Here is a 24,516-nt window from a genome sequence, read left to right as displayed (position 1 = left end):
CCCCTCATCCGACGGTCACTGCGTAGATGTGCAGGCGCGGGTCGTCCGGCAGGCGCACGGTGCGCACCGCCTTCTCCGTCGCCGGCGCGATCGCGAAGAGCTTCACCGGCGGCCCGTCGACGCCCTGCCCCGCCCGGATCCGGTGCGGCATCGCGAGGACCGTGCTGCTGCCGGCGGTCGGGTCGCCGCACCAGTCGGCCACCTCGAACGGCACCTCGGCCGTCGACCCGTCGGTGTAGCCGACCGTGAACGACGACGCGACCGGCCCGTTGTGCGAGGTCAGCACGAGGTGCAGCCCGGCCGCGCCGTGCGCCGGCAGGAGCAGGGTCTGACCGCGGGCCTCGACGAAGTTCGGGGCGGTGCCGGTCGGATCCGGTGCCAGGTAGGGGACGCCGTCCCAGGTGACCGCTCCGGCCGGCGGCAGCAGGTCGGCGTCGTAGCTCCAGCCGCCGCCGTCGAAGTTGCCCTCCGCCGAGGCGGCCACCGTGGCGGTGCCGTCGTTGTTGAGGTCCGTGCGCAGGTCCACACCGCACCGTCCACTTTGGACGAACGCGCACGCGGCCGGCGCGCGCACCTCCACGTCGACCCGGCGGGTCTGGGTCGGCAGGCCGAGCGCGCCCACCTCGACGTCCACCGGGTAGCGGCCGACGGGCGTGTTCGCCGGCACGGTGACGGTGACCGCGAGGGAGCGTTGCGTCGGCAGGCCCCGCGACGGTATCGCGATCAGTCGGGACGGCTGCACGTCGGTCGTCCAGCCCTGCGGCGCCTTGACGGAGGCCACCGCCACGAGACCCGACGGCGCCTGGCCGAGCACGTCGACGTCGAGGCGCACCGGCTGCGCGGTCCCCTCGGTCGGCACGACCGCCGCCTTCGGGCGCATCGCGACGTTGAGGCTGACGCGGTTGTCGCCGGGTGCCTTGTTGACCGACGGCGGCTGCGCGGCCGGGCCGGTGCCCCAGGCCGAGGGGCGGGTGCCGAGCGTGTGCTGGAGGGTCCCGCCGCGCGCGAGGTCCGCCCATCCCAGCCAGTTGTTCGTGATGTTCCTGCGGTCGAACGTCAGACGCTGCACGTAGCGGTTGCTGTCACCGGCCCCCGGCGCGCGGATGTTCAACGTGCCGCCCTGCTTGCCGTACCGTCCGATGTGGACGGTGGCGCCCGGGAACTGCGGGCTCGACACGGCAAGGAAGTTGGCGCCGCTCATCGTCGGGTAGAGGCCCAGCGACGAGAAGACGTACCACGCCGACATGGTGCCCAGGTCGTCGTTGCCGGTCATCCCGTCGGCCCCGGTGGTGAAGAGGGTCATCGCGGCGCGCACCACCGTCGCCGTCTTCGCCGGTGCGCCGGCCCAGTGGTACAGGTACGGCGCCAGCAGGTCCGGCTCGTTGTTCGGGTTGTACGTCGGCTTGCCGTAGTAGTCGTACGGCGCGGTGATCCAGTCCGAACGCACCGTCCCGGCCGGGTCCCGCAGCAGCTTGTCGTAGGCGAAGAACGCGTCCAGCCGCTGCTCCGTCTTCCGCCGCCCGCCCATGAGCTCCACCAGCCCGGCGGGATCCTGCGGCACCAGCCACTGGTACTGGTAAGCCCCGCCCTCGTGGAACTGGTGCCCGGCGGCCACCGGCTCGTACGGCGTAACCCACGTGCCGTCGACGGTGCGCGGCCGGAACTGCTGGATCGAGGAGTCCCACAGGTTGCGGTACCACTGGCCACGCCCGGCCAGCATCTTCGCGTCGGCGCGGTGGCCCAGGCCCTCGGCCATCAGCGCCAGGGCGGCGTCGGCGGCGGCGTACTCCAGGGTGGCCGAGGCCGGGTGGACACAGTCGTTGTCGCCGCCCTTGTGCGCGCAGTCCGTGCCGAGCGCCAGCCCGGACGGGATGTAGCCGCGTTCCTTGTAGTACTCCACGCCGCTGCGGCCGTTGTACGGCGAGTCGGCGGGCGGCGTGCTCGTGGCGTTGCGCAGCAGCAGCGCGTACGCCTCCTGCTCGTGGCCGGCGAGCAGCCCTTTGGACCACGCCTCCACGAGGAACGGCGTCACCGGGTCGCCGGTCATGATGTTCGTCTCGCTGTTGGCGAGGGCCCAGCGGGGCAGCCATCCGCCGTCCCGGCCGATCGCCACGACGGAGAGGGCTACGTCGCGGGCCACCTGCGGGACGAGCATCTCCAGCAGCTGGTTCTGCGGGCGGTAGGTGTCCCAGAGGGAGAAGTTCTGGTACGGCGTCCAGCCGTTCGCCTGGTGGGGCTGCCCGTCGAAGCCGACGTAGCGGCCGTCGACGTCGCCGGCGACGTTCGGGTGCAGCAGCGAGTGGTACAGCGCCGTGTAGTAGGCGACGCGCCGCTCGTGGCTGCCGCCGTCGACGGTGGCCGCGGACAGCTGCTTCGCCCACGTCTCGCGCAGGGCGCCCCGGGTGGCGTCGAAGTCGAACGACTCCCCGGTCTCGGCCGCCAGGTTGGCCCGCGCGCCGGCGAGGCCGGTGTACGAGACGCCGACCTTCATGACGACGTCGCGGTCCTCGCCCGCCGCGAAGCTGACCCAGGCGCCGTTGCCGCCGTCGCCGGCCGCGTCGCGGCTGCCGGCCGACAGCGTGCCGCCGCGCCACGTGCCGTACGAGGCGAACGGCCGGTCGAGCACGGCGGTGAAGTACAGCGTGTGCCGGTCCTTGCCGGCGCAGAAGTTGCCGGCGGTGATCCGGCCCTCGACGGTGCGGTCGCCGACGACGTGCACCTCGGAGTCGAACACGGTCTGGTTGGCGCGGCCGGTGTTGAACAGGATGTTGCCGGCCCCGCCCGCCGGGAAGGTGTAGCGCTGCCAGCCGGTGCGCGGCGTGGCGGTCAGCTCGGCGGTGATGCCGTACGTCGACAGGCCGACCCGGTAGTAGCCCGGCGAGGCCTGCTCGTCGGCGTGGCTGATCCTGGAGCGGTAACTGTCCACATCGGACGATGCCACGGCGCCGGTGGTCGGCATGACCGGCAGTTCGCCGGCGACGCCGCACCCGACGCCGGACAGGTGCGTCTGGCTGAACCCGTAGACGTAATCGCGGGCGTAGTCGTAGCCGCCCTGCCCACCGTTGTCCGGGCTCACCTGCACCATGCCGAACGGCGCACTGGCACCGGGGAACGTGTTGCCGAAGTTCTGCGTCCCGATGAACGGGTTGACGAGGTCGACGGGATCGGTGGCGGCCGTCGCGGGCGGTGGGACCGCGAGCAGCGCGGCCGTGACGGCGGCTGCGCTGAGGACGGCGGAGAGCGCTCTCATGAGTCAACGAACCTAACGCGCCGGACACATTGCTGTAAATAGATCTCGCAAATTAAGGGGCATCTATCGCGAATCGGTTGACAGCGGTGGGCGTCAGGAGTTTCCTGGCGCCGAGTACGCATCGATCCGAAGGGATGCGCGGGTGCTACGAAAACCGCACTGGGCAACGGCTCTCCTCACCGGGGCGGCGGTGATGCTCGCGGGATCGGGCACCGCAGCCGCGCAGGTCCCGCAGCGCGCTCCGGCGCCCGGCACGGCGTTCGCGTCGTCGTTCGAGGCCGCCGACCCACAGCCCACGTGGAGCGACACCGTCGACACCGACGCCGCGGGCAACAAGCGCGTGCAGGGCGTCGACGGGGCGTTCTCCGACAAGATCCCCGGCAACATCATGGACAAGGTCGACCAGATCACCGCCAGCGGCGAGTTCGTCGAGGCCGGCGAGGTCAAGGAGAACCTGGTCGACGGCGACCCGCAGTCGAAGTGGCTGACGTTCCAGCGTTCCGGGTGGGCGCAGGTGCGCCTCGGCGAGCCGGTGGCCGTCGTGCACTACGCGCTCACCTCCGCCAACGACGCGCCCGAGCGCGACCCGGTCGACTGGCGCGTCCTCGCGTCGAACGACGGCGAAACCTGGTCCACTGTGGACACCCGCACGGGTGAGGCCTTTACCGGCCGGTTCCAGCTGCGGGAGTTCCGCTTCGAGAACACGACGGCGTACCGGTACTACCGGCTCGACATCGCCCGCACGAACACCGACCTGATCCAGCTCGCGGAGTGGCAGCTGTCCGACGGGGACACCACGCCGCCCCCGCCGAGTGACATGCGAAGCGCCACCGGAAAGGGACCCGCCGGCTCCCCCACCGCGAAACCCGGCGTGGGGTACACCGGGCTGCGGGCGTTCCAGATCGCCGGCCGGCACCTCACCGAAGGGCGGGCGTACTCGTACAACAGGGTGTTCGACGTCGACATCCCCGTCGCGCGCGACACCGAGCTGTCCTACCTGGTCTTCCCCGAGTTCACCGCCGACGACCTGCGCTATCCGGCCACGTACACGGCCGTCGACCTGGCGTTCACCGACGGGACGTACCTGTCCGCGCTGAACGCCGAGGACCAGCACGGCGCCACGCTCAGCCCGCGCGGGCAGGGCGACTCCAAGACGCTGTACACCCAGCAGTGGAACGCCAAGCGGTCGCTCATCGGCGCCGTCGCGGCCGGCAAGCGGATCGACCGCATCCTCGTCGGGTACGACGCGCCGGCCGGGCCGACGCAGTTCCGCGCCTGGTACGACGACATCCGCGTCGGCACCGCGCCGAAGGCGCCCACGGGCAGCCTCGCCGACCACGTGCTGACCACCCGGGGCACCAACGCCAGCGGCGGCTTCTCCCGGGGCAACAACTTCCCGGCCACGGCCGTCCCGCACGGGTTCAACTTCTGGACGCCGGTGATGCACGCCGGTTCGACCGACTGGCTCTACCAGTGGCAGCGGGCCAACAACGGCGACAACCGGCCGACGCTCGAGGCGTTCTCCGCCAGTCACGAGCCCAGCCCGTGGATGGGTGAGCGGCAGACGTTCCAGGTGATGCCGCAGGGGGCGGCCGTGCCGAACGCCGACCGGGGCGCCCGGGCGCTCGCCTTCGGCCACGAGAACGAGACGGCGAAGCCGCACTACTACGGCGTCACCTTCGACAACGGCCTGCGGACCGAACTGGCGCCGACCGACCACGCGGCCCTGTTCCGCTTCACCTTCACCGGCAACGAGGGCAGCCTCGTCTTCGACAACGTCGACGACGGCTCGTCGCTGACGATCGACCCGTCGACCGGCGTGGTGACCGGCTGGTCCGATGTCCGAAGCGGCGGGTCGACCGGCGCCACGCGGCTGTACGTCTACGCGACGTTCGACCGCTCGTTCACCGGCAGCGGCATGCTCCCGGCCGGCAACCGGGTCTCCACCGGCTACGTCGCCTTCGACACGTCGGCGCAGAAGTCGGTGACCATGCGCATCGCCACGTCGCTCATCTCCACGGCGCAGGCCAAGCACAACCTGGAGCTGGAACTGTCCACATCGGACACGCTCGAGAGCGTGCGGGACCGGGCCCGGCAACTGTGGGACAAGCAGCTCGGCGTCATCACCGTCGAGGGCGCCACCCAGGATCAGCTCACGACGCTCTACTCCAACCTGTACCGGCTGTTCCTCTACCCCAACTCGGGACACGAGAACGTCGGCACGCGCACCGCGCCGGTGTGGAAGCACGCGGTGCAGTCCGCGACCACGACGCCGCCGTCCGGCCCGACCGAGACCGGCGCGCCGGTGGTCGACGGGAAGGTGTACGTCAACAACGGCTTCTGGGACACGTACCGCACCACGTGGCCGGCGTACACGCTGTTCGCGCCGCGCAGCGCGGGCGAGATGATCGACGGCTTCGTCCAGCAGTACAAGGACGGCGGCTGGATCTCCCGCTGGTCCTCGCCCGGCTACGCCGACCTGATGGTGGGCACCAGTTCGGACGTGGCCTTCGCCGACGCCTACCTCAAGGGTGTGCGCAACTTCGACGTGAGCGCCGCGTACGACGCCGCCGTCAAGAACGCCACCGTCACCCCGCCGAACGACAACGTGGGACGCAAGGGGCTGGCGCGCTCGACGTTCCTCGGCTACACGCCGCTGGACGTGACGGGCGAGGCGATGTCGTGGGCGATGGACGGGTACATCAACGACTTCGGCATCGCCAACATGGCGAAGGCGCGGTACGAGGCGGCCCGTCCGGACGACCCGCAGAAGCAGCGGTTCCTGACCGAATACCAATATTTCCGGGACCGGGCACTCAATTACGTCAACATGTTCGACCCGGGGGTCGGCTTCTTCCAGGGCAAGGACAGCGCCGGCAACTGGCGCCGCACGCCGGCCGAGTACGACCCGCGCGTGTGGGGCTACGACTACACCGAGACCGACGGCTGGAACATGGCGTTCCACGCGCCGCAGGACGGGGCCGGCCTGGCCGCGCTCTACGGCGGGAAGGACGGCCTGGCGAAGAAGCTCGACGCGTTCTTCGCCGACCCGGAGACCGGCAAGTACTACGGCTCCTACCCGGGCATCATCCACGAGATGCTGGAGGCGCGCGACGTGCGGATGGGCCAGTACGGCCACAGCAACCAGCCGTCGCACCACATCCTCTACATGTACGACTACGCCGGCCAGCCGTGGAAGACGCAGCAGAAGGTGCGCGAGGCGACGTCGCGGCTCTACCTGGGCAGCGAGATCGGCCAGGGTTACCCGGGCGACGAGGACAACGGCGAGATGTCGGCGTGGCAGGTCTTCAGCGCGCTCGGCTTCTACCCGCTGCAGATGGGCAGCCCGTACTACGCGGTCGGCTCGCCGCTGTTCAAGAAGGCGACGGTCCACCTGGAGAACGGCAAGAAGCTCGTCGTCAACGCCCCGAACAACAGCGCCGAGAACGTGTACGTGCAGAAGCTGCGGATCAACGGGAAGTCCTACGACCGGACGTACCTGCCGCACGACCTGTTGGCCAAGGGCGCCACGCTCGACTTCACCATGGGCGACAAGCCGTCGGCCTGGGGCACCGGCGCCGGCGACGCCCCGCTGTCGATCACGCCGGACGGCGAGAGCCCGCGCCCGGCGCGGGACGTGTCGACCGGCACGGGACCGTTGTTCGACAACGACTCCGCCACCGCCGCCCCGGTCACCACGCTGAGCACGGACGTCGCCGGCGCCGAACGGGTCACCCGGTACACGCTCACGTCGGGCGCCGGCACCGACGACCCGACCGGATGGAAGCTGGAGGGTTCGTACGACGGCACCCGGTGGACCACGGTGGACGAGCGCACCGGTGAGTCCTTCGCCTGGCGCAAACAGACGAGGCCGTTCTCGGTCAAGAACCCCGGCCGCTACGCGCACTACCGGATCACCTTCACCGGTGGCTCGCTGGCCGAGTTCGAGCTGCTCGCCACGCCGGCCCCGGCGTGCACGTCCACGGTCGGCGGCACCCACGCCGGTGCGCTCAACGTCACCGGCGGCGTCACGTGCCTCGCCCCCGGGGCGGTCGTGACCGGTCCGGTGACGGTCACCGGTGGCGGTTCCCTCCTGGCGAACGGCGCCACCGTCAAGGGGCCGCTCGCCACGGCCGGCGCGAAGGACGTCGTGCTCGTCGGGTCCACCGTGGAGGGTTCGGCGTTCGTCACCGCCTCCACCGGCGAGGTGGCCCTGGAGTCCAGCCGCGTCGCCGGTGCCGCGCTGGTGCTCACCAACCGCGGCACGGCGAACACGGTCGCGGCGTCCACAGTGGAGGGTCCGCTGTCGTGCAGCTTCAACGCCCCGCCGCCGACCGGCAACGGCCTGCCGAACGACGTGCGGGGGCCGCGCGTGGACCAGTGCCGCGCGCTGTAGGGATCTGACGTGCCGCGGGCCTCGGGACTCACACCCCGGGGCCCGCGGCGGTGCGTTCGACGACGGTCGCGGCCGCGCTGGCGCCGTTCTCCTCGAGCAGCCGCTGTGCCAGGAGCGCGGCGCGGCGGGCCGGACCCGCCCCGAGCAGCGGGCCGATCGTGCGCACCAGGCGACGCGTCGACAGTTCGGTGAACCGGAAGGTGTCGCCGACGCCGTGCCGGCGCACCACCGTTCCCCGGAAGGGTTGATCGGAGAAGACTGCGCACACAAGGGTCGGCAGCCCGCGTGCAGCGACGCGGCCGTCGACCCGGCGCCGCCGTGATGCACCGCGAGGCGGCACCTCGACAGCACCGCGTCGTGGTCGATCTCGCCGACCACCCGCAGGTCGTCGCCGGAGGCGTCGGCCGGAAGGTCGCTCCAGCCGGCAGCGACCAAGGCGCGCACCCCCAGTTGCCGGGCCACGTCGCGTACCGTCCGCAGGATCCGCGCGCCGTCGAGCACCGGCATGCTGCCGAAGCCGAAATAGACGGGCGCCTCGCCGGCGTCGAGCCGGGCCAGCAGTTCCGGGTCCGGCACGCCCTCGCCGATCCCCGCGCGCTGCTTCGCCGACAGCAGCACGTTGCCGACCAGGGGCCGGCGCGGGTTCCACTGCGCCAGTTCGGGCACGAGGAGCGGGCTGTACGCCTGGAGTTCCGGCATGCCGGCCCGGTCGAGCCGGGCCGCCGCCGGTGCGAGCGCGGGCGGCAGGCCGAGTTCCGCCCGCAAGGCGCGCAGGTCGAGCGCGTTGTGTTGCCACGCCTGGCGTTCGAACAGCGCGTGGGTCAGCCGGTTCAGCCGTGCGGGCAGCCGGCGGCGGGTCACCAGCAGGCGAAGGCGTCGTTGGTGCGCAGCGGCGCGTAGTGCATCGCCACGAACGGCACCCGGCACCACTCGGCCAGGGACGACACCTCCTCCTCCACCAGCCGCGTTCCCACCACGACGTCCGCGCCCGGGGCCAGCTGCCGCATGTCCCGCTGGACGGCGAGTTCGCGGGGCGCGACGTCGTGGTAGAAGAGTTCGACGAGAACCCTCCGGTGCTCGTCACTGAGGGCGGCCAGCGCGGTACGCACGGTGCGGGTGTCGGACACCGCCGCCCGGGCGTCCCGCACCAGGCGCCTGCGGGTCACGTCGACGAACGCCCGTCTGGCCAGGACGAACAGCCACGGCCGCACCTTCGCGGGTTCGGCCGGCAGGTCGTCCAGGTGCGCAGCATCGTCTCCTGCACCAGGTTGTCCGCCACGTACGGGTCGCCCGTCGTCAACCGCAGCAGGTAGCGGCGCAGCGGTCCGCCGTGCGCCGCGTGGACCCGCCGCATGCGGACGACGGCGCTCATGGTTCCCCTCTGGTGGCCGGACCCGCACGACGGTGCCGCACCCGGCTTGCTCGCGACTTGTCGACGGTCGCCGCGAGACGCAAGCCGGCGCGGTTGTCGAGAACGGCCGGCCGGCTCCGTCCCAGTGGCACGAGCCGGACCGACGAAGGAGCGTCCACCATGCAGCCGAACGAGATCACCGAGGTCCTGAACCGGCCGCTCAGCCGGGAACTACTGGCCCGGGACCTGACCCGCCTGGCCTATCTCGCCAAGGACGGCACGCCGCGCAGCATCCCGATCGCCTTCACCTGGAACGGCACCCACATCGTGCTGTGCACCACGAAGAACGCCCCGAAGCTGCCGGCCCTGCGCGCGAACCCGACGGTGGCGCTGACGATCGACACCGAGGTCCACCCGCCGAAGATCCTGCTCATCCGCGGCCGGGTCGAGCTGGATGTGGTCGACGGTATTCCGGAGGAGTACCTGCGGATGAACGGCACCTACGCGATGACGCCGGAACAGCGGGTCGTGTGGGAGGCCGAGGTGCGTTCGCTCTACGACGGGATGGTCCGCATCGTCGTCACGCCGACCTGGGCGAAGCTCATCGACTTCGAGACCACCCTGCCGAGCGCGATCGAGGAGCTGGCCCGCCGCCGCGCCGCACGCACGTCAGGTGGCGAACTTCCGGAGCAGGTCTAGCGTCGCGACGAGCTCGGCCGGCCCCTCGAGAACGGTGTGCAACGCCGGCCCGCGCCCCATCAGGGCGTCCAGCAGCGCATCGGCCCGGGATCGCAGCGGCGCTTCCGGCGCCGTGTCGGCGGAGACCACGATGCCGGAGGCGCCGTGGGAGATGGCGTAGCACTCCGCCGGGCCGCCGTCGAGCAGCACGGAGGTCTCCAGCCGAACTCCGGCCATTCGCGCCGGCGTCGCGGCCAGCAGCAGCCCGTACAGGACGGCCAGGTGGGTGCCGAGGTGGTCCGGCGGGAGCCGCACTCCCAGCGGAACGGTGATGTCGCGCTCGTGCAACCAGGCGTCCCAGTGCAGGTGGAGCGAGAAGGTCGTGGGGTGCAGCGGACGTCGCGACGGCCCGCGCCAGAGCCCGGCCCGCGACTCGTCGGCTCGCTCGGCGAGGAGCTTCGCCTCGACCTCGGTGAGCTCACGCAGGTCGTCGAGGGTCTGCGCCGGGGTGGCCCGCTCGGAGGCGACCATCCACTGCGCGGGGCTGCGCGCCGGGTGGAACGCCTCGGCGTCGAACGCGGTGCCGCCGGTGCCGAGCTGGTCGACGTGCAGGCGCGCCACGTCGACCAGGTGGCGCACCACGTCGTGCACCGTCCATCCGGCGCAGCGCGACGGCTGCGCCCAGTCGGCCGCCGGCAGCGCGTCCAGGAGGTCGAGCAGCCGGCCGCGCCGGCCGACGAACGCCGCGCGGACCGCTCCGGCGCCGCCCACGAGGCCGGCCCGCTCCGAGAGGGAAACGGGCAGAGGTGCACTCATCCGTTCAGCCTAGGGCGAGATCCTGCATCAGCCGCGGAACGCCCGAGTTACCCGGACGACCACTAGTGCGCGATCCGTGCCGCGTATGGTGCGCGGGTGAGCGTCATCGCGAAGGTGTCGGCGATCCTGGACGCGTTCACGGCCGACGACCGCGGCGTGGGCTTCGCCGAACTGCAGCGGCGCACCGGGCTCGCGAAGGCGACGCTGCACCGGCTCACCGCCGAGCTGGTCGCCGCGCGGCTGCTCGACCGGGTCGACGGGAAGTTCCACCTGAGCGGGCACCTGTTCCAGTTGGGGATGCGGGCCTCGGTCGAACGCGGGCTCATCGAGGTGGCGACGCCGTTCCTGGAGGACCTGTACGAGCGCACCCACGAGACCGTCCACTTGGGACTGCGCGAGGGCGCCGAGGTGGTGTACGTGGCGAAGATGGGCGGGCACCGGCAGGCGAAGGCGCCGTCCCGGCTCGGCGGGCGGATGCCGTTGCACGCGACGGCGATCGGCAAGGCGCTGCTGGCTTTCGCGCCGGCGGCGGTGCGCACGTCGTTCCTGAAGGGGCCGCTGGCCCGGCTGGCGCCGCGGACCATCACCGCGCCGCGCATCCTGCGGGGACAGCTCGACGAGGCGGTGGAGAAGGGCGTCACGTTCGAGTTCGAGGAGTCCGCCGTCGGGATCGTGTGCGTGGGCGCACCGGTGCTCGACCGACGGGATCTCGCCGTCGCGGCGGTCAGCGTGGCGGGGCCGGTGACGCGGTTCCAGCCGCAGAAGCACGCGACCGCGGTGAAGGCCGCCGCGGCCGGGATCGCCGCCACGCTCGCGCGCCGGCAAGGGCTCCTGGAGTGAGTTCCGTTCCGCGGAACTTCGCGCTGGAGCACCGGACCGGCCGGACGGCAGGGTGGGCGCCATGACTTCCACCTCCGAGCACGGGCCGGTCGTCCACGCGGCGCGGCGCCTGCGCGACGCCGCCCGCGACGTGACCGCCTGTCCCCCGGTGCGCGACCTCATCGGCGCCGACGACATCGACGTCGCCTACGCGGTACAGCGCCACCTGACCGAGGAACGGCTGCGCGGCGGCGCCCGCGTCGTCGGGCACAAGATCGGGCTGACCGCGCCGGCCGTACAGGCGCAGCTGGGTGTCGACCGCCCCGACTTCGGCGTGCTCTTCGACGACATGGACGTCAGCGCGCTCGCCCTCGTCCCGACCGGACGCCTGCTCCAGCCGCGCATCGAGGCGGAGGTGGCGTTCGTGCTCGGGGCGGACCTGCACGACGGCGACCTCGGCCCGGCCCAGGTGCGCGACGCGGTGGAGTACCTGGTGCCGGCGCTGGAGATCGTGGACAGCCGGATCGCCGGGTGGGACATCCGCATCGCGGACACCATCGCGGACAACGCCTCCAGCGGGCTGTTCGTGCTCGGCACCACCTCGGTCACACTGTCCACTGTGGAGCCCGTGGACACCGTCATGGAGATGGTGGTCGACGGGGAGGTCGTCTCGAAGGGTTCGGGGAAGGCGTGCCTCGGGGATCCGCTCGCCGCCCTGGCGTGGCTGGCCCGGGCGGCGCGGGACCTGGGCGACCCGCTGCGCGCCGGACAGGTGGTGCTCTCCGGCGCGCTCGGGCCCATGGTGCCGGTCCGGCCCGGAATGCGGGTCACTGCCACGCTTTCCGGCATCGGCGAGGTCGCCACGGCCTTCGCGCCGGCGGCGGACGACGGCGCGCGGGGTGTCCGATGAGGACGAAGGTCGCGGTCATCGGGTCGGGCAACATCGGCACCGACCTCATGTTCAAGGTGCTGCGCCGCTCCGACGTCCTGGAGATGGGTGCGATGGTCGGCATCGACCCCGCCTCGGACGGGCTCGCGCGGGCCGGCCGGCTCGGCGTTCCGACCACGGCCGAGGGCATCGGCGGGCTCGTCGCCATGTCGCACTTCGACGACATCCGCATCGTGCTCGACGCGACGTCGGCGGCCGCGCACAAGGAGAACGCCGCCGCGCTCGCGGACACCCACGTGCGGCTGGTCGACCTGACGCCGGCGGCGATCGGGCCGTTCGTGGTGCCCGCCGTCAACCTGGACGCGCACCTGGACGCGCGCAACCTCAACATGGTGACCTGCGGCGGACAGGCGACCGTGCCGATCGTGGCTGCCGTCTCGCGGATCACGCCCGTGGTGTACGCGGAGATCGTCGCGTCGATCGCGTCCCGTTCGGCCGGTCCGGGAACGCGGGCCAACATCGACGAGTTCACCGAGACGACCGCGCGGGCGGTGGAGTCGGTCGGGGGCGCCCGTCGCGGCAAGGCCGTCATCGTGCTCAACCCGGCCGAACCGCCGCTCGTCATGCGCGACACGGTGTTCGCCCTCATCGACGACCCGTCCCCGGTGGTGCACGCCGCGATCCGCAAGTCGGTGCACGCGATGGTCGACACCGTCGCCTCCTACGTGCCGGGCTACCGGCTCAAGCAGGAGGTCCAGATCACGCCGATCGAGGCGCCGGTCGACACCCTGCTGCATCCCGGCAACCGCACGGCGCCCACCCATCAGGTGACGGTGTTCCTGGAGGTCGAGGGTGCCGCGCACTACCTGCCCGCGTACGCCGGCAACCTCGACATCATGACGGCGGCCGCCCTGCGGGTGGCGGAACGGATGGCCGACGCATGAAACTCTTCGTCCAGGACGTGACGCTGCGGGACGGGATGCACGCCGTTTCGCACCGCATCGCACCGGCCGACGTCACGCGCATCGTCGCCGCGCTCGACGCCGCCGGCGTGGACGGCATCGAGGTGGCGCACGGCGACGGGCTCGCCGGGGGTTCGCTCACCTACGGGCCGGGCAGTCACGCCGACGCCGCCTGGATCGAGGCCGCCGCGGCCGCGTGCACCCGCGCGCGGCTGACCACGTTGCTGCTGCCCGGGATCGGCACCGTGCGGGACCTGCGGGCGGCGCACGCGCTCGGGGTGCGTTCGGTGCGGGTCGCCACGCACTGCACCGAGGCGGACGTCGCCGCGCAGCACATCGCGACGGCGCGCGGGCTCGGCATGGACGTGGCCGGCTTCCTGATGATGTCGCACCTCGCCGAGGCGAAGGAACTGGCCGCCCAGGCGAAGCTGATGGAGTCGTTCGGGGCGCACTGCGTGTACGTGACGGACTCCGGCGGGCGGCTCACCATGAACGGCGTCCGCGACCGCGTGCGCGCCTACCGCGACGCGCTCGACCCGGCGACCGAGGTCGGCATCCACGCGCACGAGAACCTGTCGCTGTCCGTGGCGAACTCCGTCGTGGCCGTCGAGGAGGGCGTGACGCGGGTCGACGCCTCGCTCGCCGGGCACGGGGCCGGTGCGGGCAACACGCCGATCGAGGCGTTCGTGGCCGTGGCGAACCTGTCCGGGTGGGAGCACGGCTGCGACCTGTTCGCCCTGCAGGACGCCGCCGACGATCTGGTGCGGCCGTTGCAGGACCGGCCGGTGCGGGTGGACCGGGAGACGCTGACGCTGGGGTACTTCGGGGTGTACTCGTCGTTCCTGCGGCACGCGGAGGTCGCCGCGCGGCGGTACGGGGTGGACGTGCGATCGATCCTCGCCGAAGCGGGACGGCGGCGGCTGGTGGGCGGTCAGGAGGACCTGCTCGTGGACATCGCCCTGGATCTCAAAACTTCCTGAAAGATTTCACGGCATACCACCTCGAAACGGGCGCGATCTTGCCGCACCGGTCGAGATCCGCCTAGCCTGCCGGGCAAGGAAAGCGCTTTCCCCCTCCATGCTTTCCGGACCCCAGGCAAAGGTAGGCGAGATGAGGAAACCAGTCGCACGACGGCTCCAGATCGCGGTCGCGGTCGCCGGGACGGCCGTCGCGGCCACCGTCGGCGTCGCGCTGTCGATTCCGGAGGCGTCCGCGGCGGCGGCCGGAGCCACCGGCTTCGCGTCCGTGAACGGCGGCACCACCGGCGGGGCCGGCGGTGCGACCGTGCGCGCCACCACCGGCACGGCGATCCACACCGCCCTGTGCAACCGGGCCAGCAGCAGCACGCCGATCATCATCCAGGTCGAGGGCACCATCAACCACGGCAACACGACGAAGGTCTCCGGCGCCGGCTGCAACACCGCCGCCGACCGGATCGAACTCAAGGAGATCAGCAACGTCACCATCGTCGGCGTGGGCAACGGTGCGGTCTTCGACCAACTGGGCATCCACATCCGCGATTCCAGCAACATCATCGTCCAGAACGTCACCGTGCAGAACGTCAAGAAGTCCGGCTCCCCCACCTCCAACGGCGGCGACGCCATCGGCATGGAGAGCACGGTGCGCAACGTCTGGGTCGACCACGCCACGCTGCTGGCCTCCGGCGGCGAGGACGCGGGCTACGACGGGCTGTTCGACATGAAGGACGACACGCAGTACGTCACGCTCTCCTACAGCACGCTGCGCAACTCCGGGCGCGGCGGGCTGATCGGCTCCAGCGAGAGTGACACGTCCAACGGCTTCGTGACGTTCCACCACAACCTGTACGAGAACATCGACTCGCGGACGCCCCTGTTGCGCGGCGGCGTGGCGCACATGTACAACAACCACTACCTGAACCTGAACGAGTCCGGGATCAACTCCCGCGCCGGCGCGAAGGCCAAGGTGGACAACAACTACTTCGAGGACTCCAAGGACGTCCTCGGCACCTTCTACACCGACGCGGCCGGCTACTGGCAGGTCGGCGGGAACGTCTTCGACAACGTCACCTGGTCCGCGCCCGGCAGCGAGAACAACCCGGCCGGACCGAATCCGACGTCGAACACGACCGTCAGTATTCCGTATGCGTTCACGCTCGACAGCGCCTCCTGCGTGCCGAACATCGTGCGCCAGACGGCCGGCGACAGGACCGGCCTGAAGACGTCGACCGGCACCTGCGCGGTGACCCAGGGCCCCACGACCGGTCCCACCGCCGGCCCGTCGAGCCCGCGGCCGAGCAGTCCGGCGCCGAGCAGCCCGCCGCCCTCGGCCGGCCCGAGCCAGCCCTCCGGCAGCAACCTAAGCCTCGCCTCCGGCGCGGGCGCGGACGGTTCGAGCAAGGCGAGCGGCACCAGCTACGGCAACGTCAAGGACGGCAGCCTCGGCACGATCTGGTCGCCGAGCGGCAGCACCGGTTCGATCTCGATCAAGTGGGGCTCGGCGACGACGGTGGGCTCCATCGCCATCCGTGAGGCGTCCGGCTCGGCCGGCACCATCGGCGCGTGGCGGGTCCTCAACGGGGACACCGGCGCGGTGCTCGCCTCCGGCAGCGGCGCGGGTGCCGCCGTCACGATCCCGCGCACGTCGCTGAAGAAGGTCACGTTCGAGATCACGAGCGCGACCGGCACGCCGAAGGTGGCGGAGTTCGAGACGTACGCCTGACGCGGGGACCGCCGGTGCCGGGAGCTGCCGCGAGGGCGCTCCCGGCACCGGGCATTTCCGGAGCCGGACAGGCATGTCCAGTTTAGAGTGTTTTGATGGACTTCGGACCGGACTACTTCCGCGACGTTCCCCTGAAGGGCCTCGGCGTCGGCGTCAACCCGGCGGATTTCCACCCCGCGTACCTGGCCGACGGGGCTGTCGACTTCTTCGAGATCACCGCGCCGAGTTCCCGCCACCGCGGTCCGGCACCGTACCTGCGCGCGCACGAACGCGCGGAGCGGGAGGCGGCCGGCTTCCGGCGGCGCGGCGTGCGGGAGCTGGCCGGCGCGGCGACCGTCCTGGTGCACAGCACCAATGTGAATCCGGTATACGCACAACCGCCTACCGAAGACGATCTGACGGAACTGCGCGAGCTGCTCACGATCGCCGACGCGCCGTGGGTCACCGAGGACCTCGGCGTGTGGCTGATGAGCGAACGGCACGTCTACCCGCACTTCATGCCGCTGCCGCTGACCGCCGAGACGCTGGTCGTCGCGACGGCGAACATCCGCTTCGTGCAGGAGGTGCTCGGCCGGCCGTTCAACGCGGAGTTCCCGCCGATGACGTACGTGGCCGGGGACATGCACGCGTTCGACTTCTTCGCGCGGCTCTGCGAGGCGACCGGCTGCGGCATGTGCGTCGACGTCGGCCACGTGCTCAGCTACCAGGTGGCGCGCGGCGCCTCGCCGACCGCGGACCTGCACCGCCTCCCCTGGGACAGCGTTACCGAGATCCACTTCGCGGGCGGCCGGATCGACCTGGTGCGCGAGGGTTTCGTGTATCACGACGACCACGGCGATCACGACGTCGTGTCGGTCTGTCTCGACCTCATCGACGAGGTCGTCGAAACGGCGCCGCACCTGCGGGCGATCGCGCTGGAGCTGTTCGGCGCCCGCCGTCCCGAGCGCGCGCTGCAGCGGCTCGCCGCCGTACGCTCCCGCCCGTCGGTCGCGTCGTGGCTGGCCGGTGTGGTTCCCGCGCGGCCGCCGTTGCCGGACCTGACGAGCAGCCGGGCCCGCGTCCGGTCGCTGTCCGTGGGCCTGTTCGACGTTCTGCACTCCGATCGGCCACTGTCGGGGGAACGCCTTGTGCACGCCGGCCCCGACCTCGCCGACGTGTTCGCGGTGAACGAGCGCCGCCGCTGGGACTACGACCGCCGCTCGAGACTGCTCGCGCTCGGCACCGGCATCGCGGCGTACTACCCTGCCACGGCCGGCTGGATCCAGCGGCTGCGCGGCTGGAGCGTCGAACGCCTCCACGACCGCCTCATCGCCACCCTGGACGGGACGGCCCCGCTGAGCGCGGCGACGGCGGCCCGCGCGATGCGTTCGCTGCTGCCGGACACGCCACTGCTGCAGGAGTTGCTCGACTGCGAGTCGTGGATGAACGCCTGCGTCGCCGACGAGCCGGTCGCGCCGGAACGCCACTGGGGCGTCGACATCGACGCCGCGATCGAGGGTCTGTCCGAAGTGGACGGTTCACCGGAGGGGTTCCGCGCGAAGGTGACGCTGGCCTACCTGGGCGACGGGCGCTTCGGCCGCAGCGGCGGCGTCGTGGCGGTGCAGGCGGACGAGACCGGTCCCGTGGAGTGCGGTTCGGCGCGCTGCTGCACCGGAGACTGAGGCGGCCGGCCCCCGTTCGCGGGCGAGGGCCGGCCGGATCGCTCGGCCGCGGGGATGGTGACCCGCGGCCGGCGACGGTCACATGCCGGGGATTCCGCCCGTCTGCATCACGATCGGCATGCCACCGGGCCCGGCGCCCTTGGTGAGCTTGCGCAGGGAGCCGAGCGCCTCGATCATGGGCGGCCGGTACTCCTCCGGCTGCCGGACGGTGCGGGGCGGTTTGGCGTCGATGGTGACGGTGTCGATGGTGACTGCCACGTGTCGTCCTTTCGTCTGACCGACCGCTGACTACTACCGAAGCTACCGGGACGCGAACCTGTTTTCGCCGAAATGCGAGCAATGCGCCGGCCGGCGGCGGGACGCACACCTCGATACGCTCCGGCCGTGGGTGAGTCGTTCCAGAAGATCGTCGACCTCGACGCCACGGCCGCGGAGGCGGCGGAACTCGGGCACACGCTCCTCGCCCGGCTCGTCGCGGCGCAGATCGTCGTCGCGACGCCGTCGGACTGCGTGCTCGGCGAGCCCTTCGGCCACGCCCCCGGTGCCCGCTGGCGCACCGTCGTCACCGAGCCCGACGACCGCCTCTTCACCCGCCTGCGCACGAACGGCCTGCGCGTCGTCACCGGTCGCACCGTCTTCTTCGCCGGCCCCGACGTCTACCGCGTCGCCTGCCCGCACTGCCACGTCGCCGACCGGAGCGACGACGACGGCCCATCGGCGCAGTGGAGCCGCTTCTGGGACGCCGTGGACGAGTGGCACCGCGGCGCGTCGGACGGGTTCGCGTGTGTCCACTGTGGAGCGTTCGTCGCGATGAACGACTGGGCGTGGGACGACCTGCCGTGGGCCTTCGGCAACCTGGCGCTGGAGTTCTGGAACTGGCCGCCGCTCGCCCCGTCGTTCGTCGCGGACGTCGGCGCGCACCTGGGACACCGCGTGCGCCGCACGACGGGCAAGCTGTGAACCCGCCCTACACCGGGAACGTGGTGCCGATGCCCATGCCGGTGATCCACTCCGGGACCGGCTCGTAGCTGTCCCACACCAGGGGCAGGCCGACGGCCGCGTGCCCCACGAGCCACGCCCGCACCTCGTGCCCGCCGCTGCCGGCCTCGTGTTCCAGCTTCTCGTGGCCCAGCGCGACGATCGGTTCGAGGTCGAGGGTGCGCAGCTGCCGCAGGAACCACCGGTCCCAGTCGGCGTTGACCCGGGCGTCCGGATTGCCGGCCATCGCGCGCACCCGGGGCTCCCGCACCGCCGCGAACGCCCGCGCGTCCTTGCGCCCGTGGATCAGCGAGTCGCGGCGTTCGCCCACGACCGACGGGTCGCGGGGGTCGTTCGAGGGGAGCCAGTGGGACAGGCCGCCGCTGGCCACCACGAGCACGCGGCCCGCGCCGGGTGCGCGGCGGATCGCGGCGCCGAGCGCCTGCCCCAGCGCCACGCAGCGGGCCAGGGAGGGCAGCGGCGGGGCGGCGGTGTTCAGCACGAAGGGCACCACCGGGATCCCCGCCCCGCCGGCCATCTCGTAGGACTGCACCACGCCGTGGTCCACGGTCAGCGAGTACGACAGCGACACGTCGAACCCCGCGTCGGTCAATCCGTCGCGCACCGCCCACGCCAGTCCCGAGGCGACCGGCAACGGCCCCGCCGTGCTGCCGAAGTCGCCGAAGCCGGTCGCCTCCTCCACCCCCAGGACGAACGGCGGCATCTGGTCGTAGAAGTTCGCGTGGAAGTGGTCGGGGCCGATGACGACCAGCGCGTCGGGGGCGAGGGCGCGCACGGCGTTCGCCACGCGCGCCGCGTCGGCCAGGAACGCGCCGCCCGGCTCGCCGACCGCCGCCGGCGGCAGCAGCGTCGCGAACGGCGAGTGCGACATCCCCACGAAACCGAGAATCTCCGTCACGAGGGATCCTTCCCCAGCAGGAGCCAGTCGCGGTGGGCGTTCAGGTACTCGTCGACCTTCTCCCACTGCGGCCAGTGGCCGGCGTCGGCGATCACGTGCAGGCGCGCGTCGGGCAGCCACTCCAGCAGCAGCGCCGCCTCGTCCAGCCCGCCGGTCGGGTCGTGTTCGGTCCACAGCAGCAGCGTCGGCGCCGCCACTGTGGACACCCACTCGCGGCGCCAGGCGAAGTCCTTGCGCACCACCGGGTCCTGGAGCACGAGCGTGTTGGTGATGGCGCGCACGAAGCCGGGTCGGCTGTAGACGGCGCGGCGCAGGTTCACCAGTTCGTCGGTGACCATTTCCTTGTGGTGGAAGAGAAACTCCACCCGCCGCCGGACCGTCGCGTCGCTGGGGTCGGTGACGGCGGCCATGGTGCTGTCGCGCATCCGGGCCATCACCTCGGGCTTGTTCGCGATGTTCCCGGGGGTGTTGAGGACCAGGCGGTCGACCCGCGCGGGGTGGTGGGCGGCCGTCCAGGCGACGACCCAACCCCCCAGGGACTCCCCCGACAGGTGCGCCCGCTCGATGCCGAGCGCGTCCAGCAGACCGATCAGATGATCCGCGAGAACGTCGATGGTGTACGGCCGGTCCGGCGTGTCCGACCAGCCGTGGCCGACCATGTCGTAGGCCGTCACGCGGAAGTCCCGCGCCAGGCCGGCGATGTCCCGCGCGTACGCCTCCAGGTGACCGCCGGTGCCGTGCAGCAGGACCAGGTCGGGCCCCGCCCCGGCCCGCAGGACCCGGGTGCGCACGACGGCACCGCCCAGCGGCACGTCCACGTGGCGCAGTTCGTGGTCCACTGTGGACAGTTCGGCCCAGATGCTGATGTGCTCGGGGATCCCCGTCATGAGTGCTCCTCCTTGAAGCGGTTCCGCGCTTCCTCCACTGTGGACAGCCCGGCACTCTGGCGGCGGGCGACGCCGAAGAGGCTCAGCAGGCGGGAGTTCTCGATGGTGAGGAACTCGACCGGCTCGTCCGCGCTGTCGTTGTAGTGCCGGTGCCAGGTCCACGGCGGCGTGTAGACGAACGCCCCCGTGGCCCACTCCTCGACGTCGTCCTCGACCTCGGTGTGCCCCCGGCCGGAGATGACGTAGTGCACGGTCTCGTGGTAGTGCCGCTGCATGTCCGAGCTGAGCCCCGGCGGGATGGTCTGCCGGAAGATCTCGAACGTGCTGGTGGGCAGCTTGCCGGCGATGCGCAGCTCGGTGGGGTTGTGCACCTGCGCGGCCGGAAGGCGTTCCAACTCATGGTCGTGCACCACGATCGGGCGGGCGGCACTCGGCCGCACCACCGCGGAGATCGCGCCGAGGAACTCGGCCATGCTGAAGTCAGGCCCGGCCTGCGCCATTACGGGGTCTCCGTTCTTCCGCCGTCGACCGTGAGCACGGTCCCGTTGACGTAGCTTGCGGCAGGCGAGGCGAGAAAGGCGACGGCCGCGCCGATCTCCTCCGGGCGACCGGCCCGCCCGGCCGGCACCACGGCCACGTCGGCGGCGTCCACGTCGTCGAACGACGCACCGCTGCGGCGGGCCCGCGCGGCGAGAATGTCGCGCCGGCGGTCGGTGGCCGTGGGGCCGGGCGCCACGCAGTTGACCGTCACGCCCAGCCCGGCGAACTCCCGGGAGAGCAGCTTCGCCGCGCTCGTCACGGCCGCCCGCAGCACCACGGAGGCGGCCAGGTCCGGCTGCGGCTGGCGGACCGCCGTGGAGGTGACGAAGACGACCCGGCCGAAGCCGTTCTCGGCCATCGGCGGCAGCGCCAGCCGCGCGAGCTTCAGCGGCCCGCGCAGCAGCAGGTCGAACGCCGCCTGCCAGCGATCGTCGTCGACGTCGAGGATGCGCCCCGGCGGCGGGCCGCCGGCGTTGAGCACGAGGACGTCGACCGGACCGGCCTCGTGGAGGATGCGTGGGGTGGAATCCAGGTCGGAGACGTCGCCGACGACCGTGTGCACGTCGCCGGGCAGCAGCGCGGCGGCCTTCGCGAGGGCCTCTTCGCGGCGGCCGAACAGCACCACGCGATGGCCGGCGTGGGCGAGGCACTCCGCGGTCGCGAAGCCGATGCCGGTCGCGCCGCCACCGACCAGAGCGGTTGTCATGGCGGTTAGCCTGACTGCCATGACACGACGGGCCATACCGTGAGTCCCGGTGAGCGGGACACCGGTTCGGCGGGGCTGGGCGGACTGGACCGCGCCGCGGCGATCCTCGGGGCGTTCGACGAGCACCATCGCGAGTTGACGCTCGCGGCGCTCGTGACGCGCTGCGGGCTGCCGCGTTCGACCACGCACCGCACCGCCACCAAGATGATCGAGCTGGGCTGGCTGGACAAGCCGGCCGACCGCTACCGGATCGGCAACCGGCTCTTCGAGATCTCCGGCCTGGTGCCGGTCCGCCACGAACTGCGCGAGGCGGCGCTGCCGTTCCTGCAGGACCTCTACAACGCCACCCGCACGACGGTGCAGCTCGGCGTGCTCAGCGGCACCCAGGTGCTGCTCGTCGACAAGATCACCGGACACCGGCCGATGCCGATGCTGTCCCAGGTGGGAGCGCTCCTGCCGGCGCACTGTTCGGCCCTCGGGCGGGCCATCCTGGCCTACAGCGACGACGCCACGGTGCAGCAGGTGATCGACGCCGGCCTGGAGAAGCGCACGCCGCGCACGCTCACCACCGCCACCGCGCTGCGCCGCGAGCTGGCCGCCATCCCGGACCGGGGGTTGGCCGTCGAGCGCGAAGAGGGCAACATCGGGATCTCCTGCGTCGCCGCGCCGATCTTCGGACCGCTCGGCGGGGTGGTGGCCGCCGTCTCGGTGACCGGGCCGACCGCCCTGGTGCGCGCCGACCGGGCGGGTCCGGCGGTGCGGCTGGCCGCCGCGGCCGCGTCCCGCGCGTACACAAGCCGGTAACATTCGAGTCCCGCTGAGCGGGACGGCCGCTAGGGTCGGGGTCCACGAAGCCGCAGTCTGTGAGCCAGCGCACACCCCCCGGACGACAGGAGGACCCCGTGAGCCTTGGCGGTGGTTACATGCTCGCCTCGCGCAAAGGGACCCAGATCCCCGCGATCGGCCTGAACATCACGATGAAGGCGAACGGTCAGGCGACCCGCGACGCATACTCGCTGTTCGAGTACGCGATCCCGCCGGAGACCAACGGCCCGCCCGCACACCTGCACACCCGCGAGGACGAGTCGTTCATCTGCCTCGCCGGGCGCCTCGACGTGACGCTCGGCGGCGACGAGTTCACGCTCGAGTTCGGCGACTATCTTTACCTGCCGCGCAACGTCGTGCACACGTTCCGCAACCCGTACCGGGACGAGGCACGGGTCATCTCCGTCGTCTCCCCCGCCGGGCTCGAGGCGTACTACCAGGCCCTCGGTGAGCTGCCGCCCGGCCCGAAGGACATGGCGACGCTGAAGCCGATCATGGAGGAGTTCGGCATCGAGCTCCAGCTGCCGCCGGCAGGCGCGTAGCCATGCGCGTCGGCATCATCGGGGCCGGCGTCGCCGGGCTGGCCACCGCGAAGACGCTGCTCCAGGCGGGGCACGAGGTCGTGGTCTTCGACTCGGCGCCGGACGTGGGGGGCGTCTGGAGCCGGACCCGGCGGTACCCGGGCCTCACGACACAGTCGGCCAGGTCGACCTACGGGCTGTCGGACTTCCCGCTGCCGCGGGAGTTTCCCGAGTGGCCCACCGGCGCACAGGTGCAGTCGTGGCTGGAGGCGTACGCCACGGAGTTCAAGATAGAACCACATCTGCGGCTGCACACGCTGGTGACCGCCGCGACCCCGACCGGCGACGGACGCTGGTCGCTCTCCCTGAAAGACGCCGACGACGGCACTCTCGGTGGGGAAACCGTGGACCGGCTCGTCGTGGCCAACGGGGTCTTCTGCGAACCGAACATGCCCGCGTTCGAGGGCATCGACGAATACACCGCCGCGGGCGGTCGGGTCATGGCCGGCACCCAGCTGCACGACGCCGAGGTGGCCCGCGGCAAGCACGTGCTCGTCGTCGGCTACGGCAAGTCCGCGTGCGACGTGACCGTGCCGGTGAGCGAGGTCGCCGCCGGCACGCACGTCATCGCGCGGCAGCTGCTGTGGAAGGTGCCCCGGAAGATCGCCGGCGTGCTCAACTTCAAGATGCTGCTGCTGACCCGCATGGGCGAGGCGCTGTTCAAGTATCACCGGCTGCGCGGGTTCGAGAAGTTCCTGCACGGGGTCGGCAATCCGGTGCGCCGCAACATGTTGAACTCCGTCGGCAGCGTGTCGAAGCGGCAGTTCAAGCTGGCGAAGCTGGGACTGGTGCCGCGCGGGACCATGGAGGACATCGTCAAGGGCGCCATCGGCCTGGCCACCGAGGGCTTCTTCGAAGGCGTCGAGAGCGGTGCCATCGTCGTGCACCGCGACACCACCGTCGCGCGGCTGCGCGTGATCGACGGCCGGCCGCACGCCGACCTCTCCGACGGGACGACGCTTCCCGCCGACCTCGTGGTGTGCGCGACCGGGTTCACGCAGGGGGTGCCGTTCCTCGATTCCCACTCCCGGTCGCAGATCTTCGACGAGCGCGGGAACTTCCTGCTGTACCGCCAGATCCTCCCGATCGGCGTGGACGGGTTGTACTTCAACGGATACAACTCCTCGTTCTTCAGCCCGCTCAACGCCGAGATGGCCGCCGTGTGGATCGCGGCGCACCTGGCCGGCGCGGTGCCCGTTCCCGAACCGGACGTGCTGCGCCGTCAGGTGGCCGCGCAGCTGGCGTTCATGGACGTGGCGACCGATCGGCACCACTGCCGCGGCACGAAGATCATTCCGTTCTCCCTGAAGAACATCGACGAGGTGCTCGACGACCTCGACCTGAACATCAGCAAGCGGGTCCGGGCGTCGCACTGGCTCAACCCGGTGGACCCGACCGCGTACAAGGGCGTCACCCCGGCCCTCGTCGCGCGGCTGAACGCGAAGCGGTCGAACCCGCGGCACAGCCGCGCCGAAAGGACTACCCAATAGTCGCCATCCCGATCGACGGTAAAGGATGTGGTCCCGGCTTCCCTTGTTGGCATACCCTGCGCCGGTGA

The 24,516-nt window shown here is 71.7% G+C and carries 23 protein-coding genes; 13 read left to right on the top strand and 10 right to left on the bottom strand.

Annotated features, from left to right (window positions below; all coding sequences use genetic code 11):
* Positions 1-4 precede the first annotated feature (4 nt).
* Complete coding sequence (locus Val02_RS11470; protein ID WP_203898964.1) at positions 5-3,250, bottom strand: GH92 family glycosyl hydrolase; 3,246 nt, start codon at positions 3,248-3,250, stop codon at positions 5-7.
* Between the two features lie 193 nt (positions 3,251-3,443).
* On the opposite strand from Val02_RS11470, the gene Val02_RS11465 reads away from it, so the two are divergent.
* On the top strand, positions 3,444-7,646 hold the full coding sequence (locus Val02_RS11465) for a GH92 family glycosyl hydrolase (protein ID WP_203899161.1): 4,203 nt from the start codon (positions 3,444-3,446) through the stop codon (positions 7,644-7,646).
* Positions 7,647-7,674: 28 nt separating this feature from the next.
* On the opposite strand, the gene Val02_RS11460 is transcribed toward Val02_RS11465, so the two are convergent.
* On the bottom strand, positions 7,675-7,872 hold the full coding sequence (locus tag Val02_RS11460) for a hypothetical protein (protein WP_203898963.1): 198 nt from the start codon (positions 7,870-7,872) through the stop codon (positions 7,675-7,677).
* A 131-nt stretch (positions 7,873-8,003) separates the two neighbouring features.
* Here Val02_RS11460 and Val02_RS11455 point away from each other — a divergent pair, with 131 nt between their 5' ends.
* Positions 8,004-8,546: a hypothetical protein gene (locus tag Val02_RS11455; protein ID WP_203898962.1), complete on the top strand. Its 543-nt coding sequence runs from the start codon at positions 8,004-8,006 to the stop codon at positions 8,544-8,546.
* On the opposite strand, the gene Val02_RS11450 is transcribed toward Val02_RS11455, so the two are convergent.
* The gene (locus Val02_RS11450) at positions 8,504-8,812 is read right to left on the bottom strand and encodes a hypothetical protein (RefSeq protein WP_203898961.1); all 309 of its coding nucleotides are present in this window, start codon (positions 8,810-8,812) and stop codon (positions 8,504-8,506) included. The two genes, Val02_RS11455 and Val02_RS11450, sit on opposite strands and share 43 nt — an antisense overlap.
* Positions 8,809-9,018 carry a sigma-70 family RNA polymerase sigma factor gene (locus Val02_RS11445; RefSeq protein ID WP_203898960.1) on the bottom strand — a complete coding sequence of 70 codons (210 nt, stop codon included), beginning with the start codon at positions 9,016-9,018 and terminating at the stop codon, positions 8,809-8,811. Before Val02_RS11445 ends, Val02_RS11450 begins: the two co-directional genes overlap by 4 nt.
* Positions 9,019-9,177: 159 nt before the next feature.
* On the opposite strand from Val02_RS11445, the gene Val02_RS11440 reads away from it, so the two are divergent.
* On the top strand, positions 9,178-9,696 hold the full coding sequence (locus Val02_RS11440) for a pyridoxamine 5'-phosphate oxidase family protein (protein WP_203898959.1): 519 nt from the start codon (positions 9,178-9,180) through the stop codon (positions 9,694-9,696).
* Here the strand turns inward: Val02_RS11440 and Val02_RS11435 are convergent.
* Positions 9,667-10,491 carry a DinB family protein gene (locus Val02_RS11435; RefSeq protein ID WP_203898958.1) on the bottom strand — a complete coding sequence of 275 codons (825 nt, stop codon included), beginning with the start codon at positions 10,489-10,491 and terminating at the stop codon, positions 9,667-9,669. The genes Val02_RS11440 and Val02_RS11435 overlap by 30 nt on opposite strands.
* Before the next feature lie 96 nt (positions 10,492-10,587).
* Between Val02_RS11435 and Val02_RS11430 the strand changes: the two genes are divergently transcribed.
* From Val02_RS11430 to Val02_RS11405, 6 genes are all read left to right on the top strand, one after another.
* A complete protein-coding gene (locus Val02_RS11430; protein WP_203898957.1) occupies positions 10,588-11,331 on the top strand; it encodes an IclR family transcriptional regulator in 744 nt (247 codons plus the stop codon).
* Between the two features lie 61 nt (positions 11,332-11,392).
* On the top strand, positions 11,393-12,220 hold the full coding sequence (locus Val02_RS11425; protein ID WP_203898956.1) for a 2-keto-4-pentenoate hydratase: 828 nt from the start codon (positions 11,393-11,395) through the stop codon (positions 12,218-12,220).
* Entirely contained in the window at positions 12,217-13,143 is a 927-nt protein-coding gene (locus Val02_RS11420) for an acetaldehyde dehydrogenase (acetylating) (protein ID WP_203898955.1), read from the top strand. The genes Val02_RS11425 and Val02_RS11420 overlap by 4 nt, the downstream gene beginning before the upstream one ends.
* Positions 13,140-14,141 carry a 4-hydroxy-2-oxovalerate aldolase gene (gene dmpG / locus Val02_RS11415; protein WP_203898954.1) on the top strand — a complete coding sequence of 334 codons (1,002 nt, stop codon included), beginning with the start codon at positions 13,140-13,142 and terminating at the stop codon, positions 14,139-14,141. The genes Val02_RS11420 and dmpG overlap by 4 nt, the downstream gene beginning before the upstream one ends.
* A 130-nt stretch (positions 14,142-14,271) precedes the next feature.
* Positions 14,272-15,861, top strand: a complete 1,590-nt coding sequence (locus Val02_RS11410; protein ID WP_203898953.1) for a pectate lyase family protein — start codon at positions 14,272-14,274, stop codon at positions 15,859-15,861.
* Positions 15,862-15,956: 95 nt separating this feature from the next.
* Positions 15,957-17,522 carry a multinuclear nonheme iron-dependent oxidase gene (locus Val02_RS11405; RefSeq protein WP_203898952.1) on the top strand — a complete coding sequence of 522 codons (1,566 nt, stop codon included), beginning with the start codon at positions 15,957-15,959 and terminating at the stop codon, positions 17,520-17,522.
* A gap of 78 nt (positions 17,523-17,600) precedes the next feature.
* On the opposite strand, the gene Val02_RS11400 is transcribed toward Val02_RS11405, so the two are convergent.
* Positions 17,601-17,780: a lasso RiPP family leader peptide-containing protein gene (locus Val02_RS11400; protein ID WP_203898951.1), complete on the bottom strand. Its 180-nt coding sequence runs from the start codon at positions 17,778-17,780 to the stop codon at positions 17,601-17,603.
* 126 nt (positions 17,781-17,906) lie between these two features.
* Between Val02_RS11400 and Val02_RS11395 the strand changes: the two genes are divergently transcribed.
* Positions 17,907-18,482 carry a hypothetical protein gene (locus tag Val02_RS11395; RefSeq protein ID WP_203898950.1) on the top strand — a complete coding sequence of 192 codons (576 nt, stop codon included), beginning with the start codon at positions 17,907-17,909 and terminating at the stop codon, positions 18,480-18,482.
* Positions 18,483-18,489: 7 nt separating this feature from the next.
* Here Val02_RS11395 and Val02_RS11390 read toward each other — a convergent pair whose 3' ends face one another.
* The 4 genes from Val02_RS11390 to Val02_RS11375 are packed head-to-tail and all read right to left on the bottom strand — an operon-like array spanning position 18,490 to position 21,552.
* Positions 18,490-19,419 (bottom strand): DODA-type extradiol aromatic ring-opening family dioxygenase, encoded by a 930-nt coding sequence (locus Val02_RS11390; RefSeq protein WP_203898949.1) that lies wholly within the window; start codon positions 19,417-19,419, stop codon positions 18,490-18,492.
* Entirely contained in the window at positions 19,416-20,306 is an 891-nt protein-coding gene (locus Val02_RS11385) for an alpha/beta fold hydrolase (RefSeq protein WP_203898948.1), read from the bottom strand. Before Val02_RS11385 ends, Val02_RS11390 begins: the two co-directional genes overlap by 4 nt.
* A complete protein-coding gene (locus Val02_RS11380) occupies positions 20,303-20,806 on the bottom strand; it encodes a cupin domain-containing protein (protein ID WP_203898947.1) in 504 nt (167 codons plus the stop codon). Before Val02_RS11380 ends, Val02_RS11385 begins: the two co-directional genes overlap by 4 nt.
* Positions 20,806-21,552, bottom strand: a complete 747-nt coding sequence (locus tag Val02_RS11375) for an SDR family oxidoreductase (protein WP_239152725.1) — start codon at positions 21,550-21,552, stop codon at positions 20,806-20,808. The genes Val02_RS11380 and Val02_RS11375 overlap by 1 nt, the downstream gene beginning before the upstream one ends.
* 39 nt (positions 21,553-21,591) lie before the next feature.
* Here Val02_RS11375 and Val02_RS11370 point away from each other — a divergent pair, with 39 nt between their 5' ends.
* The 3 genes from Val02_RS11370 (at position 21,592) to Val02_RS11360 (ending at position 24,448) form a co-directional block, all read left to right on the top strand.
* Entirely contained in the window at positions 21,592-22,356 is a 765-nt protein-coding gene (locus tag Val02_RS11370) for an IclR family transcriptional regulator (RefSeq protein WP_203898945.1), read from the top strand.
* A 98-nt stretch (positions 22,357-22,454) separates the two neighbouring features.
* Entirely contained in the window at positions 22,455-22,919 is a 465-nt protein-coding gene (locus Val02_RS11365) for a cupin domain-containing protein (RefSeq protein WP_203898944.1), read from the top strand.
* A 2-nt stretch (positions 22,920-22,921) separates the two neighbouring features.
* On the top strand, positions 22,922-24,448 hold the full coding sequence (locus tag Val02_RS11360) for a flavin-containing monooxygenase (RefSeq protein ID WP_203898943.1): 1,527 nt from the start codon (positions 22,922-22,924) through the stop codon (positions 24,446-24,448).
* Positions 24,449-24,516 lie beyond the last annotated feature (68 nt).

Source organism: Virgisporangium aliadipatigenens, from assembly GCF_016863615.1.
Classification (GTDB): domain Bacteria; phylum Actinomycetota; class Actinomycetes; order Mycobacteriales; family Micromonosporaceae; genus Virgisporangium; species Virgisporangium aliadipatigenens.
This window is presented reverse-complemented; position numbering and strand designations above follow the sequence as displayed.

Excerpts from the sequence above, each read along its gene's own strand:
- Val02_RS11425 (WP_203898956.1), top strand. The coding sequence starts at position 11,393 with ATGACTTCCACCTCCGAGCACGGGCCGGTCGTCCACGCGGCGCGGCGC.
- Val02_RS11445 (WP_203898960.1), bottom strand. The coding sequence starts at position 9,018 with ATGAGCGCCGTCGTCCGCATGCGGCGGGTCCACGCGGCGCACGGCGGA.
- Val02_RS11375 (WP_239152725.1), bottom strand. The coding sequence starts at position 21,552 with ATGACAACCGCTCTGGTCGGTGGCGGCGCGACCGGCATCGGCTTCGCG.
- Val02_RS11440 (WP_203898959.1), top strand. The coding sequence starts at position 9,178 with ATGCAGCCGAACGAGATCACCGAGGTCCTGAACCGGCCGCTCAGCCGG.
- Val02_RS11435 (WP_203898958.1), bottom strand. The coding sequence starts at position 10,491 with ATGAGTGCACCTCTGCCCGTTTCCCTCTCGGAGCGGGCCGGCCTCGTG.
- Val02_RS11380 (WP_203898947.1), bottom strand. The coding sequence starts at position 20,806 with ATGGCGCAGGCCGGGCCTGACTTCAGCATGGCCGAGTTCCTCGGCGCG.
- Val02_RS11385 (WP_203898948.1), bottom strand. The coding sequence starts at position 20,306 with ATGACGGGGATCCCCGAGCACATCAGCATCTGGGCCGAACTGTCCACA.
- Val02_RS11410 (WP_203898953.1), top strand. The coding sequence starts at position 14,272 with ATGAGGAAACCAGTCGCACGACGGCTCCAGATCGCGGTCGCGGTCGCC.
- dmpG (WP_203898954.1), top strand. The coding sequence starts at position 13,140 with ATGAAACTCTTCGTCCAGGACGTGACGCTGCGGGACGGGATGCACGCC.
- Val02_RS11470 (WP_203898964.1), bottom strand. The coding sequence starts at position 3,250 with ATGAGAGCGCTCTCCGCCGTCCTCAGCGCAGCCGCCGTCACGGCCGCG.
- Val02_RS11465 (WP_203899161.1), top strand. The coding sequence starts at position 3,444 with ATGCTCGCGGGATCGGGCACCGCAGCCGCGCAGGTCCCGCAGCGCGCT.
- Val02_RS11420 (WP_203898955.1), top strand. The coding sequence starts at position 12,217 with ATGAGGACGAAGGTCGCGGTCATCGGGTCGGGCAACATCGGCACCGAC.
- Val02_RS11360 (WP_203898943.1), top strand. The coding sequence starts at position 22,922 with ATGCGCGTCGGCATCATCGGGGCCGGCGTCGCCGGGCTGGCCACCGCG.
- Val02_RS11405 (WP_203898952.1), top strand. The coding sequence starts at position 15,957 with ATGGACTTCGGACCGGACTACTTCCGCGACGTTCCCCTGAAGGGCCTC.